Origin of the sequence: Paenibacillus hexagrammi (assembly GCF_021513275.1) — a bacterium.
Lineage (GTDB): Bacteria > Bacillota > Bacilli > Paenibacillales > NBRC-103111 > Paenibacillus_E > Paenibacillus_E hexagrammi.
Genome location: NZ_CP090978.1, coordinates 3,790,601 through 3,808,793 on the forward strand (window position 1 = coordinate 3,790,601; position 18,193 = coordinate 3,808,793).

Annotated in this window: 15 protein-coding genes and 1 pseudogene; 3 read left to right on the forward strand and 13 right to left on the reverse strand. The window is 48.5% G+C overall.

Annotated elements, in window-relative coordinates:
- Nucleotides 1–17: 17 nt before the first annotated feature.
- The 7 genes and pseudogenes from L0M14_RS17275 to queD form a co-directional block, all read right to left on the reverse strand.
- Nucleotides 18–1,319, reverse strand: a complete 1,302-nt coding sequence (locus L0M14_RS17275; protein WP_235117904.1) for an efflux RND transporter periplasmic adaptor subunit — start codon at nucleotides 1,317–1,319, stop codon at nucleotides 18–20.
- A gap of 79 nt (nucleotides 1,320–1,398) precedes the next feature.
- Nucleotides 1,399–4,509 (reverse strand): efflux RND transporter permease subunit, encoded by a 3,111-nt coding sequence (locus L0M14_RS17280; RefSeq protein ID WP_235117905.1) that lies wholly within the window; start codon nucleotides 4,507–4,509, stop codon nucleotides 1,399–1,401.
- A 172-nt stretch (nucleotides 4,510–4,681) separates the two neighbouring features.
- On the reverse strand, nucleotides 4,682–6,079 hold the full coding sequence (locus L0M14_RS17285) for a sensor histidine kinase (RefSeq protein WP_235117906.1): 1,398 nt from the start codon (nucleotides 6,077–6,079) through the stop codon (nucleotides 4,682–4,684).
- On the reverse strand, nucleotides 6,076–6,753 hold the full coding sequence (locus tag L0M14_RS17290; protein WP_235117907.1) for a response regulator transcription factor: 678 nt from the start codon (nucleotides 6,751–6,753) through the stop codon (nucleotides 6,076–6,078). Before L0M14_RS17290 ends, L0M14_RS17285 begins: the two co-directional genes overlap by 4 nt.
- A 39-nt stretch (nucleotides 6,754–6,792) precedes the next feature.
- Nucleotides 6,793–7,536 carry a 7-cyano-7-deazaguanine synthase QueC gene (gene queC, locus L0M14_RS17295; protein ID WP_235117908.1) on the reverse strand — a complete coding sequence of 248 codons (744 nt, stop codon included), beginning with the start codon at nucleotides 7,534–7,536 and terminating at the stop codon, nucleotides 6,793–6,795.
- Between the two features lie 30 nt (nucleotides 7,537–7,566).
- A pseudogene (locus tag L0M14_RS17300) lies at nucleotides 7,567–8,246 on the reverse strand (7-carboxy-7-deazaguanine synthase QueE).
- A complete protein-coding gene (gene queD, locus L0M14_RS17305; protein ID WP_235117909.1) occupies nucleotides 8,246–8,719 on the reverse strand; it encodes a 6-carboxytetrahydropterin synthase QueD in 474 nt (157 codons plus the stop codon). The pseudogene L0M14_RS17300 and the gene queD overlap by 1 nt, the downstream one beginning before the upstream one ends.
- Before the next feature lie 131 nt (nucleotides 8,720–8,850).
- Here queD and L0M14_RS17310 point away from each other — a divergent pair, with 131 nt between their 5' ends.
- On the forward strand, nucleotides 8,851–10,251 hold the full coding sequence (locus L0M14_RS17310; protein ID WP_235117910.1) for an RsmB/NOP family class I SAM-dependent RNA methyltransferase: 1,401 nt from the start codon (nucleotides 8,851–8,853) through the stop codon (nucleotides 10,249–10,251).
- On the opposite strand, the gene L0M14_RS17315 is transcribed toward L0M14_RS17310, so the two are convergent.
- Nucleotides 10,224–10,496, reverse strand: a complete 273-nt coding sequence (locus tag L0M14_RS17315) for a hypothetical protein (RefSeq protein WP_235117911.1) — start codon at nucleotides 10,494–10,496, stop codon at nucleotides 10,224–10,226. The two genes, L0M14_RS17310 and L0M14_RS17315, sit on opposite strands and share 28 nt — an antisense overlap.
- A 233-nt stretch (nucleotides 10,497–10,729) precedes the next feature.
- Here L0M14_RS17315 and L0M14_RS17320 point away from each other — a divergent pair, with 233 nt between their 5' ends.
- Nucleotides 10,730–11,362 (forward strand): nitroreductase family protein, encoded by a 633-nt coding sequence (locus L0M14_RS17320; protein ID WP_235117912.1) that lies wholly within the window; start codon nucleotides 10,730–10,732, stop codon nucleotides 11,360–11,362.
- Nucleotides 11,363–11,462: 100 nt separating this feature from the next.
- On the opposite strand, the gene L0M14_RS17325 is transcribed toward L0M14_RS17320, so the two are convergent.
- Nucleotides 11,463–12,530, reverse strand: coding sequence for a hypothetical protein (locus L0M14_RS17325; protein WP_235117913.1), 1,068 nt, complete (start codon nucleotides 12,528–12,530; stop codon nucleotides 11,463–11,465).
- Nucleotides 12,531–12,769: 239 nt separating this feature from the next.
- Here L0M14_RS17325 and L0M14_RS17330 point away from each other — a divergent pair, with 239 nt between their 5' ends.
- On the forward strand, nucleotides 12,770–12,859 hold the full coding sequence (locus L0M14_RS17330) for a YjcZ family sporulation protein (protein ID WP_235117914.1): 90 nt from the start codon (nucleotides 12,770–12,772) through the stop codon (nucleotides 12,857–12,859).
- 107 nt (nucleotides 12,860–12,966) lie between these two features.
- On the opposite strand, the gene L0M14_RS17335 is transcribed toward L0M14_RS17330, so the two are convergent.
- The 4 genes from L0M14_RS17335 to L0M14_RS17350 form a co-directional block, all read right to left on the reverse strand.
- Nucleotides 12,967–14,400, reverse strand: a complete 1,434-nt coding sequence (locus tag L0M14_RS17335; RefSeq protein WP_235117915.1) for a glycosyltransferase — start codon at nucleotides 14,398–14,400, stop codon at nucleotides 12,967–12,969.
- 9 nt (nucleotides 14,401–14,409) lie between these two features.
- Nucleotides 14,410–16,191, reverse strand: a complete 1,782-nt coding sequence (locus tag L0M14_RS17340) for a hypothetical protein (RefSeq protein ID WP_235117916.1) — start codon at nucleotides 16,189–16,191, stop codon at nucleotides 14,410–14,412.
- A 335-nt stretch (nucleotides 16,192–16,526) separates the two neighbouring features.
- Entirely contained in the window at nucleotides 16,527–17,327 is an 801-nt protein-coding gene (locus L0M14_RS17345; RefSeq protein WP_235117917.1) for a Cof-type HAD-IIB family hydrolase, read from the reverse strand.
- Between the two features lie 116 nt (nucleotides 17,328–17,443).
- On the reverse strand, nucleotides 17,444–18,187 hold the full coding sequence (locus L0M14_RS17350; protein WP_235117918.1) for a pseudouridine synthase: 744 nt from the start codon (nucleotides 18,185–18,187) through the stop codon (nucleotides 17,444–17,446).
- Between the last annotated feature and the right edge of the window lie 6 nt (nucleotides 18,188–18,193).

An 18,193-nucleotide genomic window follows, 5' to 3' on the forward strand; every position in this document is an offset into this window, starting at 1 on the left:
CTATATGTTATGCGGCTTTACTTAGCTGCCGGAGTTGTAGCTGTTGTTGCTGCAGGGCTAGGCGCTGCATCTACCTTTTGTCCGTCGGAAAGCGTGTTTTGACCGGTTACTACAAGCAGCTCGCCTTCCTTCACGCCCTCCAATATCTCTTGATTTTCTCCGTTAATTCGTCCGAGCTTCACCTTTCTCTTCTGGTACTGATCGCCTTGCTGAACAAATACAAAGGTATCGGACTCTTCACGAATAATGCTCAGCGTAGGAACAGCTACGACTTGTTCTTCGGCATCCGTCGTCAGTTGGATCATGTAACGGGTACCCGGTTGGATCGTATGATCCGGATTCGGCACCTCGAGCTCGAGCGTATAAGTCTTAGTAGCTGCGCTCATAATAGGAGCCAAATAGCTGATTTTAGCTGATTGTTTTACATCCGGCGTGTCCGGATTGTAATACACCAGCTCTTGTTTCCCTTTTACAAGCTCATAGTTGGTTTCAGCCAGCTCTGTTTTGATTTTAACCGGATCCACGGCCTGGACTTGGCCTACTTTGCCTGCGGCCGCCGATACAGTTTGCCCAGCTACGACGTTAAAGTCAGTAAGGATCCCGCTCCCAGGAGCTTTCACCTCGTAATTATCAAGAGCGCGAGTCGCATCTTCAAGTGCAAGGCTGGCGCTGTCTGCCTGAGTCTGAGCCGAAGCGATCGCATCGGTATTGTCAAAAGCAGAAAGCTTATTCTGCATAGATTCCAGATTCATTTGCGCGCTATCTAGCGCCTGCTTCGATTGCTCGACTTGATGCTCGGTCGCAAGACCGGAGTCGAAATCATTCCGGATTTTATTATAATCCTGCTGCGCATTGTGTGCTGCTGTCTCCGCTTTCGTCACATTGTCCACCAAATCCTTGCGGTTGTTGACTTTGTTATCTCTTGCGGACTGCAAAGCTTCCTGTGCGCTTCGCAGCTGCAGCTCGCTCTTGCGTTTGTTCGAAACTGCATCTTTATCATCGATGACGAAAAGGACTTCGCCTTTCTCCACGTATTCTCCTCGTTTTTTCAGCACTTCCGTAACTTCACCGCTAGCCTTAGGGGTGACGTCCAGTGTCGTACCCGCTGCAACGTCAGCAACCTGCTCGACGGGACTACTGATCTTCTGCTTCGTGATCACTTCCGTCTTCACAGCCCTCGGTGCGAGCTGAGCAGTGGCCGGACCCGCTCCGCCCGGCACCCCGCAACCTGCCGCCATAATCGCGGCCGCGCTCAATAAGGCCAATACACCTAATGATCGATATTTGACTTTCCGTTGACGCATACTACCCATATTCATCTATGTGCCTCCCCTAACAGATTGACTTGGTTATCCCATAATACATCCAAGGACATCCATGATCTTGATTAGATCTTGATTACACTTCCATGGTGTTCGGCGCTGCTGACTCGCTGCCTTTTTTCCGCCCAAACATCCGGCTGATTCGGTTTTTCATGCTTTCGATAAGCTCATATACGATCGGTACAACTACTAGTGTTAGTACCGTAGAAGTAGTTAGACCGCCGATTACGACAACACCGAGACCTTTTCCGATCAATCCGCCTTCGCTGGATATTCCTAACGCAAGCGGCATCAGCGCCATAATCGTTGCACCTGCCGTCATGATAATCGGACGAAGACGAACCTTACCTGCTTCGATCAGGGCATGCCGTACCGTGTAGCCTTCCTGTCTGAGCTGCTGTGCTTTATCAACAAGTACGATCGCATTCGTCACTACGATACCAATCAACATGAGGAACCCGATCATCGAGGTAACCGTCAGCGGCTCCCTCGCAATTACGAGACCCAGCAGTCCGCCAATCGCTGCCAGCGGCAGGGAGAACAAGATCGCAAATGGGGCACCTGCGTTACCGAATGCCAGAACCATAATCAAGTACACGACGAAGATAGCTGCAGCCATCGCTACGAATAATTGCTTAAAGCTTTCATTGACATCCTCGGAGACACCGCCGACTTTCGGCGAAACGCCTTCCGGCAGTTCTACTTGTTTCAAGGCCATGGCAAGCTTCGCACTCACCGCTGTTTTGTTGGTGGAGTTAATTTTAGCCGATACCTTGACAAGCTGTTTGCCATCTTCTCTGGACAAGGATGCTGCACCCTGAATTTCACTGACTTTGGCAACTTCCTTCAACAAAACGGTCGAGCCGCTCGTGCTGGTGAGCGGAATGTTGCCAAGCTTTTCAAGTGTATCTTTATCGGTTTTGTCCAAAGATACCGTTGTGGTGTACACAATATTATCAAATTTCATATCGCCTAAATCCTGCTTTTGAATCCAAGCTCTTGCCGTATCGCGGACAGTCGATGCACTTAGACCATACGCTCTTGCTTTTTTCTGATCAACGGCAATTTCGATTTCTGTCTTCTCATCGCTAAGATTATCTTCAACCTCACTAAGCTCCGGGAATGTATTCAGCTTCTCTTTTACGAGTGCGGCTGCTTTCTCCAGCTGAAGCTGATCTTCCCCCTGCAACGTATATTCAAAGTCTGTTGACGAAACTCCGTAGTCGCCTTCCATGGATTTCGGCTGAACCTCGGAGCCCGCAGGAAGCTCAGACAGAATGAAGTCTTTCATTTGCTTCTTGACTACATCTGGATCAACTTTATCGTTGACTTCAACGAAAATTTGCGAAGCATACGGGGTACGACTTTCATCGTCACCGGCATAACCGACGAGCGCCTCAACAAAGTCGAACACTTTATTTCCGTTAGAATCCTTGGTGTCCATCAGTACCTTCTCAATTTCCTTCGTCTTGGCGTCTGTAGCTTCAAACGACGTAGAATAAGGCAGTTTCAATTGAAAATACATCGTCTTGGACGCCTTGGAGCTCGGCATGAACGATACCGATAGTAACGGAATGGTTGCCCCAATTGTCAGAACAAACAGCAAGCCCGCAATCAGAAGTGTTTTGATCCGGTGCTTCAAGCTCCAAGAAAGAACAGATTCATAGAAGTTGGTAAGCTTGCTGGGCTGGTTCTCATCGTGAGTTTTGCCAGGTTTACCTCGCAGCACCAATATTTTCGCCAGCATCGGAATTACCGTCAAAGCAACGATCAGAGAAGACAAGAGCGCGCATCCGATCGTCAAAGCGAAAGGACGGAAGAAGCCCCCGACCACGCCTGTAACTAATGCAAGCGGAGCAAATACTCCGACTGTTGCAAGTGTAGAGGACGTAATCGCCATCGAAACTTGGCTGGTCGCCAAGGCAATAACCGACTCATTGCGCTGCTGCGCTTTTTCTAATGAAGCGTAAATATTTTCAATAACAACAATCGAGTCATCGACGACCCTTCCCACTGCAATAAAAATTCCGCCAAGGGTCATGGTATTAAGCGTCAGTCCAAGCTGAGACATGAGAAGCAGTGTAATCAGAATGGACAGCGGAATCGACACGAGCACGATCAGCGTCATCCGCACATTACGCAGGAATACAAGAATCATAATCGAAGCCAGAATCGCTCCGACAATACCCTCGCGAATTAATCCGGAGATGGAATCTTTAATTTGGTCGGCGCTGTCGTACGTGTTTTTGAACGTAACGTTCGGCATCGTCGTCTTCCATTCCTGAATCTTCTTCCCAATCTCTCCGGAAAAGTCAACCGCATTGGCACTGCTTGCTTTATACAAAATCATGCCGATTGCAGGGTTGCCGTCAAGTCGTCCGTTAAAGTCGGACTCCGTAATGGATTTCACATGCGCAACTTGAGATAAGGTGACAATGTCGCCTTTCGGCGTTGTAATTTCAAGCTGCTCCAATTCGTATACACTGGTAATATTACCGGTTACCCGAGCCATCTTATCGTTGCCGCTGATCTCTACACTGCCGATTGGGCTCTTCGCGACAGCAGCATTAATTGCGCCCGTTAGCTGAGCAGGAGATAGACCATATACATCCATCGCGCTGGCATCTAATTCAATATCAAGTGATGTATCACGCGCACCGACAATGTCCATATGGTCAATGCCTTTTATTCCTTCCAATCCAGGCTTGATCGTATCCTTAAACAACTTATCCAGCTCGGTTTGGCTCATACCGTTCTGAGCGTAAGCAACCAGATAGTTGGAAGGAGATGAGGCCGCACCGAAGGTAGAGGCTTTCGGTGTTCCCGCAGCGGCAGGCAAATTAACCTCTGACAGCAGGTCTTGCACATCTTGTTTCTTCTTGTCTGTGTCTACATTTTGTTTGAACATCATGATAATCAAAGAGAAATTATCACTGGATGTTGAAGTCATGGAATCCAAGTCTTCAATGTTGGCCAGCTTCTCCTCAAGCGGATCGGTTACTTCGTCCATGACATCCTTGGGAGCTCCTGTGTAGGTTGTCGTTACGACTACAACAGGGAATGAAACGTCCGGCATGTTCTCAACTTTAAGCTGTGTAGACGAATAAAATCCGCCCACAAACAGCATGATCATCATAATGAATAAGGCCGAGACGTTTTTCATAGAAAACTTCGTAAGTCGGTTCATTCCTGCACTCCTCTCTTTACCATCACGCTGCGCATATCCGGCTAGCGTTTGTAACAATAAGATACTAGCTGAATATGAACCCAATATGAACAAGTAAAAAAAACCTTGGAAGAAGCCTCCAAGGTCACAATGTTTAATCGCATATTTGATTGCGAGCTTCGACAGCTCTTCTTCATTTTTTTCTATGCTTGGTCAAAATCGGCAGCGAAACGATAAATATTGCGCCTTGTCCCAGTTCGCTTTGCACCTCAATTGTTCCTTGATGGACATCGATGATTTTGCGGACGATGGCAAGTCCCAAACCGCTGCCGCCCTTGCTTCTCTCTCTGGAGGTATCCCCTTTATAAAAGCGAGTGAATATCTGTTCCTGATCTTCTTTGCGTATCCCGATGCCGGTATCCTTAATGGATACTTGCACATGATCTGTATACGGTATAAGTGAAACCTCAATTTTGCCATGCTCAGGTGTAAATTTAATCGCGTTGCCTAGTAGATTGACCCACACCTGATTCAGTTGATCCGCATCGGCACTGATCTTCACCTTGGGCAGCTTAAGCTCCATATCCAGCTTCTTTTCCGACCACTGAGGTTCATAGAACACAACCACTCTGCGAAGCTGCTCGTCGAGATCAAAGGTCGTTAGCTGAAACGGATGGTGTTCGGACTCCAAGGAAGCCAGCTTCAGAAGATTCTCGCTTAACCGAGAGAGCCGCTCACTCTCGCGTTCAATGATCTCTAAATAATGAAGCCGCGACTCTTCCTTCAGATCAGGCTGACGCAGCGCTTTCGAAAATCCGCGGATCGAGGTTAAAGGAGACTGTATCTCATGCGAGACATTGGACACAAAGTCCTGTCTCATCTGCTCCAACTGCTTCAGCTCACCGGCCATGTGATTGAAGCTGTCAGCCAGAAGACCAAGCTCATCCTTTTGCTTCACCGTTACATTCACATCAAAATTACCTCTGGCTAATCGATTGGTCGCCAAAGTCAATTTCTTGATGGGATTGACGATATACCGGGAAGCCACCAGAATAAAAATACTGCCTAGAACCAGTACGATAGACAAAACGGAAATAATGGCGATATTGATTTGTTTCCGTGCTGCTTCCGTATATTGAGGCATAACAAACAGGGCATAGGGCTTGCCGCTCACCGTAAGAGGGACTCCGATTCTTAACGTGGCCGGATATCTGAAATCGCGGTAATTCACTTCAATCCCTTTGTACGCCTTCCCTTGCAGGACACTCTTAACATCTTGTTCGGAGATGTGCAGGTCCGGATTAGCCACTTGCACGCCGTAAGCCTCTGAATGGCCTAGGCTGTCGTAGAGGATTAGGATATAGCCGTCATTAAGCTCCGTGCTTCCCGTTAATAGCGATTCCAATTGGAGCGAGTTCACTTCCTGGCTCATCTTGGCAACGCTTTTGCCTACACTCAGCAGTTTATTCTGAATTTCGGTCGTAATTTGATTCGTGTATAGGAACAACGAGATCGGAAAAGAAAGTAAGACACTGACAATCACCACGGCTGTAAATGTAAGGACTACTCGTAAATACAGGGTTTTGATCATGACTGAACCTCAAGACGATAACCCAACCCTCGAATGGTAGCAATATGAAACTCGTCGGTCACAGGCTCAAAGCGCTCGCGCAATCTCTTAATATGCACGTCCACCGTTCGTTCGTCGCCTTCGTAATCCATTCCCCAAATTTGTTCGATAAGCTGGGCTCTTGTAAAAATTTGCGCCGGATAGCTTGCTAGCTTATACAGCAGCTCAAATTCCTTAGGCGGTAAAACGAACCTCTTTCCGTCCAGCCGAACTTCATAGGTGCTCCGGTCAATCTGTGTGCCTCCGATTTGGACGGTTTGCGACGAGGCGATCCGATATCGCTTAAGCAGGGCCTTCACCCGCATAACAAGCTCCACAGGGTCAAAAGGCTTCACAACATAATCGTCGGTCCCTAGTTGAAATCCCTTCACTTTATGCGTCGACTCCCCCTTCGCAGTGACCATTAGCAGAGGCAGATCCCTGTATCTGGCTCTGAGCTCGCGGCAAAGCTCCCAGCCGTCCATATGAGGCATCATAATATCCAGTACAACCAAATCGGTTTGAATACGATCCAGAATTTCCAATGCATCAAGTCCATTACTAGCTTCAATGACCTCCAGGCCCTCGCCAATCAAATAAACCTTGATCAGCTCGCGAATATCCGGGTCATCATCCACGACGAGTATCTTTGCCACGCGCTCACCGTCCTTCCATCTTTGGCCCTTATGCTTGATCTAGCGATGCATATACGCGATAGGATCCTCAGAACCCGCCTCAGCAAAGCCCTTCAAGCGAAGTCTGCAGCTGTCACACTCACCGCACGCCTCCGCCTTACCGTTATAGCAAGAAGTGGACAATTCATACGGCACGCCCAGCTTCAGGCCTTCTTGAATGATTCTTGCCTTCGTCCATTCGCCGAGCGGCGTGCGGATCGCGATCCCTTTACCCTCTACTCCGACCTTGGTTGCTAATTCAATGACTTCTTCGACCTTCGCAATAAATTCCGGACGGCAATCGGGATAGCCGCTGTAATCGAGAGCATTGACACCGATATAAATAGCCTCTGACCCGGTAACCTCCGCATAGGAAGTCGCGATGGACAAGAATAGCAGATTACGCCCCGGCACATACGTGACCGGAATCTCAGCAGAATCCTCCGCATCCATCGATACCTTCGGCACATCAATGCTTTCGTCTGTCAGCGCGCTTCCTCCGAAATCTCTGAGGAAGTCCAGCTTGATGATTTTGTGACGCGCGCCTACACCGTAATGCTCAGCGACTTGCTTGGCATTTTCGATCTCAATGCGGTGTCTTTGTCCGTAGTCAAACGTAATCGGGTACAGCTCATATCCTTCCGCTTTCGCGATTCCCATACAGGTCGTGCTGTCCAAGCCTCCGCTCAGGATGACGACCGCTTTTTTCACAGTTTCACTCATATGTGTATTCGCTCCATTCTTCCATACTTCTTCTTGCACCATTCTTCTTCCACCATTCTCAAAGCAAAAGCATTAGACCCCGCGCATCGCCGGGTCCCAAATGATCTTGTGCAGCTGCATATTCAGCTTGACATGAGATAAACCCTTATCCAGCATAAGCTCCACCAGCTTGCGCGGCGGCATCGTCTCCCACACCGGACTGAACATAGGCAAGGCCTTCGTTGGGTGCTGCTCGAGCACTTCCACAGCCGTTTGAAAGTCCAAATCGCTGCCAATGACGAATTTCAGCTCGTCCTGCTTGCGAAGAAGCGCAAAGTTGCCGGTTACCATACGTTCCATTTCGCCGGAGTCGGGCAGCTTGAAGTCCATGACGTAGCGAACCTTCGGTGATTCGATCCGCTCTATGAACATCGTTAAATCAATGGCTCCGTTCGTTTCAATGTGAAGATCCTCCACCTGCTCCAACTCAGCCAGCGCTTGCACCAAAGCTAGCGATCTCTCTCCATAGAGCAGCGGCTCGCCGCCCGTAAGGCATATGTGCCTGGAACGGTACTTCTGCACTTCTTGAACGATTTCACCGATCGTCATGACAAATTCCGCCTCTGCAGGCGGGTAGCTGTAGGTCGTGTCACACCAGCTGCAGCGCAGATTACAGCCAAAAGACGGACGAAGACGGTCGGAAACCCGGCACGGGTTCCTTCGCCTTCAACCGTCTCGAATATTTCCACCATCGGGATTCGAGTATCTAGCATTACGCTTCCTCCTCCATCATCTGGCGGGTAACTGCCGCGTAGCTCGTCGGAGTCTCCCAGAGTCGAATTTCCTCCAGCATGATGGCCGGGTATAGCCCTTCTTCCTGTAAAGCTTCTTGAATTTGCTCGTACATCCACACCACCATATTCTCGGCGGTTGTGTTCATCGGCGGCAGTACAACGTTCAAATATTTGTGGTCCAAGCGGTCGACAACACGCTCTTTGGCAATTCGTTTGATATCCCCAAAATCTATAGCGATCCCCCGGCTGTCTACTTTACCGCGCATAATCACTTGCAGCTTGTAGGTGTGGCCGTGCAGATTTTTACATTTTCCCTCATAACAGTGCAAATGATGCGCGCTGTCAAACGTAAACTCCTTGGAAACCAATACGGATTTGTGATGATATTTGAGTTGCTGCTCTGTGATGTCACGCCCCAGCAGTTGTACATCCTTTGGGATTTCATATGTCATATCATTCACCTCATCTATGAAAAAACAAGTACTCCCCATTATATCACGGAGAGTCAACTTCTCACAATCCTTCATAGAGGGTATAATAGTCTTGAACTTTTTGACAATCGCAACAAAGGAGTTAGTAACGAATGGTACAGCTGCCCGCTTCCTATATCAAACAAATGAACGATATGCTGGGAGAAGAAACTCCTCTTTTTCTCCAAAGCTACGAACAACCAAGAACACAAGGGGTTCGCTTCAACCCCCTTAAGGCTGACATGAGCAGTCCGATCATCCGGGAGCTGATCCGGCAATTTCAACTGGAGCCCGTACCCTGGTGCTCTACCGGGTTTTATTACGAGGAACCGCTTCGACCGGGGAAGCATCCGTTTCATCAAGCCGGCCTTTATTACATTCAGGAGCCTTCCGCCATGTCTGCGGTAGAGCTATTGGCACCAGAGCCTGGCGACATTGTATTGGACCTGGCCGCTGCGCCAGGAGGCAAGACCTCGCACATCGCAGGCAAAATGCTCGGCGAAGGCATTCTGATCGCCAATGAAATTCATCCGGGCAGAGCCAAGATTCTCTCTGAGAATGTAGAACGCATGGGCATCCGCAATGCGGTCGTCACCAATGCCGCGCCAGATCGGCTGGCAAGTAAATTCCCAGCCTTCTTTGATAAAATCATGTTGGATGCTCCTTGCTCCGGAGAGGGGATGTTCCGCAAGGATCACGATGCCATTGCCGAGTGGTCGCCGCAGCATGTCACGATGTGCGCTGCCAGACAAATGGATATTTTGCCGGATGCCGTAACGATGCTAAAGCCCGGCGGCCAGATGGCCTACTCCACCTGTACGTTTAATAAGGAAGAAAACGAAGCTACAATAGATGAGTTGTTGCGGAGATTTCCAGAGCTGGAAGTAGTGCGAACTGAACGGATATGGCCGCATAAGCATAAAGGGGAAGGACATTTCGTGGCGCTGCTGCGAAAGCAGCATACACATTCCGATCTCGATGAATCAGAGGAAGCATCATCGCGCATGCCAGGCAAGAAGAGCAAGATCACGTCGAACACGCCATCCAAACAGCAGCTGCAAAAAGCCGTTAAAGAAGCGATGACGATGTTTCAAAGCTTATGTAACGAAGCAATGCCTGCTTATCAGCTTCCAACAGGAGAGTCGCTTCTATTCGGTGAGCATCTGTATGTGCTGCCTGCGGCGAAAGAACGTCCATTGACGATAGCCCAATTGGAAGGATTGAAGGTACTTCGCGCCGGTCTGCATCTGGGCGAGGTAAAGAAGAACCGCTTCGAACCGTCGCATGCTTTAGCTCTAGCGGTGTCACATGAGGTGCTGCGCTCTGCTAGGACGTACGATTTGAGCCCGGATTCCGCAGAAGCTCACGCTTATCTCCGCGGCGAGACCCTTTTCACCGATCGAAGCACACAGGGCTGGGCGATTGTAATCGTGGACGGCTTGGCTCTGGGATGGGGCAAAGAAAGCGAAGGTCAGCTCAAGAATCATTATCCCAAAGGCTTGCGCCGATTCTGAGGCCAGTCCAAATGACTGCGAATCTCTTGCACACGGGTATTCTCTTCCCGCAAGTCGGATTCAATCATGGCGATTAAGCCCTCAATTTGATCTACGACGGAGTCGGGCAATTCTACTTCCTCAACAGATTTCACAATATAGAGCAAGCACTGTAGAGTCTCTTCCATGAGGCTCTTTTTTTTCGCCGTTAAAACAACTTCCGACAAGAAAACAAGATGACTTAACTCCTTTTGCGTTATGTTCATCCGAACAACCCCTCTCTTGTTACCATTATCCAACATTTTTCGATAGGACGAAAGACACCCTTGACATTCTATTCTATAACAATTATGATTACAGTAATTTCAGGCATTATACTTTTTACAGTTACTTATGTATTTACAGTTCATTAACATAGATAATTTTCCAAAGCATGAGCTGTATATTTTCACACCTAAGAATGACAATAACCAAGATAAATTAATTGGAGGGATTCCTAATGAGTCAACAAGCTATCCAATCCGAAGTATTGAAAGTACTTGCTGAGCGTCACAGTGTAAAAGAATATCAAGCCGGCCACAAAATGCCTAAGGAGCACCTTGAGCAGCTTCTTACTTCTACTACCCAAGCTCCATCTTCCTGGAACCTGCAGCACTGGAAATTCGTCGTCATTGAAGACCAGGCTTACAAAGAAAAGCTTCTTCCTATCGCTTATGGACAAAAACAAATCGTAGAAAGCTCCGTTGTCATTGCTGTCCTTGGCGACCTCGAAGCGAATAAAAATTATGAGCTCGTTTTCGGTCCTTTGCTTGAAGCTGGTCACATGCCTAAAGAATTGTATGATAACCTGGCTGGTCAAGTCGAAGGCGCCTATAAATATCCTCAGGTTGCCCGTGACGAAGCGGTTCGCAATGCTTCCCTGGCTGCTATGCAGCTCATGATCGCTGCTAAAGCGCTTGGCTATGAAACTTGCCCAATGGGCGGATACGACGCTGCTCGTTTCGTTAAAGAATTTAACGTACCTGAGCGTTATGTACCTGTTATGCTCATCAGCGTAGGCCTGCCGGCGAAACCGGCAAGACCATCCGGACGCCTTTCTTTGGATCAAGTAACGGTAGCGAATACGTTCTAATTGAATCATATAAAATCCACTGCAACGTGGAGTCTTGGCTTTAATGCTCAACTATAAAAGGCATGCAGCTTCTTCAGATGAAGAGCTTCATGCCTTTTCATTAATGGATGTGCTCCGTCTCAAACAAAATTTCATCGATCAGCTTATTGCGGAACAGCATGGACAAATTCACCGTCTCATACTCTTTTTCCTTATCCAGTTCTTCAAGAAGAAGAGACGCGATCAGCTCACGGTCATCGCTGCTGCCAGGCTCACGAAAATCAATAAATCCCGTTATTTGACGTTGGCTGATATCCACTGTTGCCGTCCCGATAGGCAGCCCGCCGTAGGATTGCTGGTAAATTTCATACGTTAATGTATCTCCATCGTCTCTAGCTAAAATAACGCTGTAATCATCCCGGTCTGGTTCCTCTAGTTCTGACCACATCTCATCGCCGTCATCCAGTAAATCAATATGCGTAAGCTCAATCGTATCGATAGTCTCACCGTTATAGATCATATGGAAGACGAAAGTATCCGTCTCCTCGTCATCAAAGTCCTCGACCATCAGCTCCGATACATGATCCATCTCTTCGTCGAAAGGATCGAATTTCCAATGAATCTCTCCGACGACTTCCGATCCATAAACATGTAAGATCGCCTCAGCCACGATTTCCGAATCACCGTCATACACGTGATATTCCACAAGATTCCGCTTCTCATTAACAATCACAAGCTCATAGCCTAATTGCTTCTTTGGGTCCGCAGCCATATCCATCTGATCCCAGCTCTCCGGATCGACGTCATCAAATCTGGACTCATCCCTAACCCACTCGTAGTCAGCTTCATCGTCATCCATGCGGGATATGCTGGGACTTCCTGATTCCATCGACTGCCGAGCAGGCTCGGTTGCAATCACCATATCATAATCGCTGCATGTAACTACAACCTCACAATCCTGAATATACAGGGCATCTATCATGTGCTGAATATGAGATTGAACAAATGAATAGACATGTTCCTTATCCTGACTGGTCAGCAAATTGTGCTCAAGCTGGATGGAGCCGGCTATCCGGTCCATCTCCCTGTATACAAGTGTTAATGTACCTACAAATTGATCACCCAACAAGATATCGCAGACCTCACCGCCCGCTGTCTTCAAATCAGGTCTTAGCTGGATGCTGCTCACGACATGGTTCGCCCCCTCACGGATTCATCTTCCTCCGTAGCGTATCCCAGTTGCGCCCAAATTATGAATAACTGGGATAAATGTCTATACACATATGGACATAAAGCCATATTCTAAAGTAAACCAACGGCAAGGAACAAACATCAATGCACATGACAACAACCTTACACACACAAACATCCTTCCGACAAATCCAAATAAGCTGTTGGAAAAACATATTCATAAGGGAGGTTTTACGAATGTCTGCTGTAGGAGCTTACTCTTCGACTGGTGCGATCCTGGTGCTGTTCATTCTGTTAGTGATCATTTCCCGCTCTTTCCTACTTTAATTCCTCATATCCTCCGGCCCTTCTGGGCCTCATACTAAGAACCGAGGCGAAGTTCGCCTCGGTTTTGTTTTATTCATAAACTGCGGAGCCCTTCATTTACCCTTTTATCAATCCATAGGCTTTGATGCGTTCAGCAGTTCACGTTCCCGCTCGATCCATGTAAGTCTCTTCTCCACCCATGATGGCTGATGGCGCTTAAGCTTATCAAGCAGACTTCGTGCCACGGACAACCGACCGCTCCGAATTGCAGCTTCTGCGAGAGCAGCCTCTGCCTTCCATTCCCCAATTTGATAGTCGGGGTTTACAGTTCCGCGATAGCTAGGCAGATAACGAACAGCCGCATGAAGCGCTTCCTCTGCCAAACGGTACAGCTCGTCCGCCTGCCTTATCCTGACTTGTGCAAGCAAATAATGCGCATCCGGAAAATTCGGTTCATATTCCAGCGCTTTCAAGCAGTAGCTCTCCGCTTCCGCATACTTCCTCTGCTCGATCATTAGATGGACAAGCAGCTTGTAAATATCCAGCTGTCTGCCAAAGCTAGGCGTCTGAAGAGCAAGCTGTTCCGCCCTCCTAAGCATCTCCGCAGCCTGTTGCTGCTCACCACTAGCAAGCAACTCCCTACCCAAGTACAAATAATGGCCCGGATTACCCGGCTCTTCCTCGATCATCAAACGAAGAAGACGAATATTTCTTTCCAGCTTACCGCGGGTCTTTACCACTTCAGGATCGTATCCATTATGGCGCAGCCGGATTCGAACCGTGCGTCTGTAGGTGTCTTGTCCATAAATGCCTTCGGCAGTCCCAATTTGTTCATGAATCCGCCCCCAGAATTGAAGCCCTCGCTGGAGCGGAAACATCCTAGATTGGGAAAAATCATGATGGATGTCCCCATGTACAAGGTTTAAATGCCAAACATGCAGAACCGGGATCGTCTCAAGATTGTGAAACAGCCCTGCGACTTCACGGATCGCACCCACATCTTCGGCGAGCAATTCTTCATCGGCGTCAATCCATATGACCCAATCGGATTGCAAATGCGGCAGCGCCGCATTACGTGCTGCAGCGAAGTCATCCCTCCATTCTATCGGAATTACTTTTACTTTCGCATAGCGGGCTGCAAGCTCAGGAGTCTCATCCGTTGAGGAATCGACTACAATGATTTCATCAACCGCAGCCTGAAGTGCTTCGATACATCTCGATATCCGGGAAGCCTCATTGCGAGTCAAAATCGCAGCAGCAACCTTCACTCGAGGTACATGGAGTAAGCCCTCAATATCATATCGTTCGTCCCCACGGGGAGTAGAAGCGATCCTGTCATACATACGATGAACCCATTCCGCTTGAGGATCCAAGAGCCAAGCCCGCTCGAATACCCGCTTCGCAGCAAGTCCGTATCCCTGGTGCAGCAGCGCTTCCCCCAGCATCATCCAGAATTGCCCATCTAACGGTATTCGTCGGACTGCTTCTTTCGCTTCATCTTCTGCCTTTTTGAATTGGCGGTCTCTGAGCAGCGACGCAATCGCTTGGTATTTTGCTTTCATCGCAGCGCTTTACTCCTTAATGAATGGAATTATAAAGACGCGGCTTCCGCTGTCGTCTGTGCCTTTATCCGGATCGATGGTGAACACGGTTTGTATGCCGCTTCCATCCGGATGCATCGTAAATGCATCTCCGGTTTCGAACGTAATAGGAACATGTGGATTTAATGTAATGTAATTATCAGGATCATTTTGATCGCTAGGAAACAAATTGCCCAAATAGTTCCAATAATTCGGATACAGTCGAGCCAAACTTATGGCCGGCAGATGATCATCCGGATTAGGCGTATCGTTCGGCGAAATAAGGTTAACCTTAACGTCGTCTTGGTATAACACATAACCCGTCTCTCTAAGGTGCGAGTAAAAGGTAAACTCCGTCGGCGTGCTTCCCGCTGAACCTATCGCATCCAGCTTGATATGCTCTTCGTCATACACGGACGCAGTTACAGACGATCCTGACTTCGTAGAAATATCGTCTGCATACACTTCCATATCCGAGCCGAATTGATAATGAGTATGAAAGATATAGCTGCTCGTCCCCGCACTATTGGACTCATACATGTCCATTTCATTACTAAAAGGACCTTCGTCCCCTTGATCAATATAAACATCCAGCTCTACAGGCTCGGATGGATGCGCATCATCATAAGCAATAAGCTTCTTTATCGCTTGAACTTGATCGGGCCATGTCTCCCATGAGAGGACTGGAGAGGTAGCATCTAGATCATAAGTTCGCGAAACGATATCAGATGAGGTTGCCATATAATCCGCTACGAACTGATAATGCAAGGTATCTCCGTCCGGATCGGAGAATAGATGGGTAAGGTCGATTTCGGCTCCATTCGACAGGATCATAACGCCGCCGTCCGCAGCAGGATAATCTGTAAAATGCTTAACGACCGGTTGGATGCCGACCAGCAAAGGCTTTTGATTCGCTTGCGGAGAACCCTGAACGGTCACCTGCAGCTGCGTTTCCAATATGCCCCCTCTGCCATCTCTCGCCACAAGCCTGATCATCTCTACTCCTGCCGAAATGCCTTTCACCGACCATTCACCACTAACCTCATCCTGCGTTAGCTCGATATGCTCATAGGATTGCGGCAATAAGGTAACTTCGATCTCATCCTCATCGGCATCGCCAAATAATGCGGCCAGCTGCGGAAGTGCGGTCGATTCGTCTGTATGAAGCTCCATTTGAGGCGATTCTTCGGAAATTAAATAGGGAGGCTGATTATCTGGAGCAATGCCGGAGGTGCGAACAGGAGCCAGGTCAGAGAGTAACTGCTTGACGGTTTCTCCGCTTGCAGGGTCATCGGGCAGATTGATAACATGTCGCAGTACATCCGTAATATCAAAACGATGGAAGGAATCGGAGGGACTTAGCGTGGCGTCGGTAATGACCGTGAACTCATCCTCATAATAAAGTCCGTCTTGCTTGAACTCTACGTAGAAAGTAGTCGAACCTGCTTCGTTCGGGTATATCTTAAGAATTCCTTGCTCGGCATAGCTGCTAATGACAGAAGCGGCCTCTCCTTCTATATTTGTAACAAAAAATGTACTTTGAGCCGGACCGTAAACAGCATTCAGATCCAGCGTGATAAAGCTTCCGGTTGTGGGCATTACCATGGTTGTCAATTTATCCACCGGATACCTGGTGGTGCCGACACTGTCCTGCGCACGAACGTTCATATCAAAAGATGAGCTAAGGAAAAACGGGGCTGAGACCAGCGCAGTGGTCACAACAGCCGCAACCGCCTTCTCTTTTTTGGAAAAGGGCTTCTGTTTCTTGTTCACGGGCATCACATCCTACTTTCTAGCATGATTCTTTCTATCATTCTACCATAGCTATCCATGACTGTAGAACCCATAAACGACAAAAAAACCCACCATTCGAGGGTGGGGTGAGAGCATGAATGGATCCCAACCTCGAATGGGAGGTGAGAGGGATAGGCTGATTCGACATGCGATGGCAGAGTGGGATCAGCTGGCTGTCCCGACATGCGTAGACAGAGTGCGATCAGCAGATTGTTCCGACATGTGAGGACAGAGTGCGATCAGCAGGCTGTTCCGACATGTGAGGACAGAGTGCGATCAGTTGGCTGTTCCGACATCCAATGGCTAGGTTGTCTTTACAAGCAATAACGCACAAGGGCATGATGCACACCTTCTTCATTATTAGAAGCTGTAACGGCGTCGGCTGCCTGCTTGACATCTTCAGGCGAATTGTCCACCGCAATGCCTAGCCCGGCAAAGGCCATCATTTCCAAATCGTTATAGTAGTTGCCGATGGCCATGACTTCATGTGCATCAATCTCCCACGATGCAGCCAATGCTTTCAGCGCATTGCCCTTGTTCGCTTCCGCGCTCATGACGTCGATAAACAGCTCGCCGGAACGAATCATGCGAAGATCGCCATACAACTTGCGTTCCGACCAATCCTTTTCCACCAAATCCAGAACTTCAGGCTGGCTGAACAAGGTAAATTTCACAATTGGCATGCCAAGCTCCGACACATCCGTCACAAGCTTGGGGTTAATGAGAAATTTTTTATACATCGCTTTCTCATACTCACCCAATCGTTCAATGTACATGTTGAAAGGGGTGCACACATCGAAATGAATGCCCTTTTCTCTCACATCATTGAGCATCGGCTGAATATCATCCAGTGAAAATGAAAATTCATGCAGCAGCGCCTGTCCACGCTCATCAGCTTGAACCGTAACAGCGCCGTTATGCGTAATCATGGTTCCTTCCAGTCCGAGCTCTTGAAGAATCGGCACTGTACTTGCAGGAGCCCGTCCGGTGCAAAGCACAATATGACTTCCTGCTTCGTGCACTTCTCGGATCGTCTGAATGGTCTGCTCCGTGAGCCGGTGCTCATCATTCAGCAAGGTTCCGTCTACGTCTAATGCGATTAGCTTGTAGGTCATCTGGCAATGACTCCTTCCCGAAAACTTTGTTCTCTACTATAGAAAATATTCCATATAAGCATAAATGAAGCCGGCCGGTAAAGAAGCCGTCTATGCTTTCCGCCGGTCAAATTTCGTTATTCATGGACGGATCGTAGGGCTTGCAGCTCTTCTTCCGTCAACTCTCGAGACTGTCCTAATCTCAGATTGCCATCCAATAAAAGCGGCCCCATCGATATCCGTTTTAGGTACACGACCGTCTTGCCCACGGCCTGAAACATTCGCTTTACCTGATGAAACTTACCTTCCATAATCGTAAGCTCAATTTCCGACGGCTCCCCTGCTGCCTCGCTTCCCTGCCGAAGGATACGCAGTTCCCCCGGCAGCGTCTCGTAGCCGTCATCCAGCGTTACTCCCTGGGCAAATGCATCAATATCCGCCTGTCCTACGCCCCATTCGACCTTGGCGAAATAAGTTTTGGGAACATGCTTGCGCGGGGAAAGCAAATTGTGGGCAAGCTTGCCATCGTTCGTCAGCAAAAGCAAGCCCTCCGTATCTTTGTCCAGCCTGCCAACCGGAAAAACATCGAAAGCAGCGTACTCATCATCCAATAAATCTACAACTGTCCGGTCCCGGTTATCCTCTGTAGCAGAGACAACCCCTTGCGGCTTATTCATCATCACATATATAAATTCCTTATAGGTGACCGGCTCACCGTTCACCGTAATCTCATCCTGCAGCGGATTGACTTGCATGCCGCTGTCCTTGACCTTGGAGCCGTTGACATAAATCGCTCCGCTTTTGGCGAGACGTTTGAGCTCCGATCTGGTTCCGATCCCCATATGGGATAAAATTTTATCCAATCGCTGTGTCTGCTTCATGGCTTC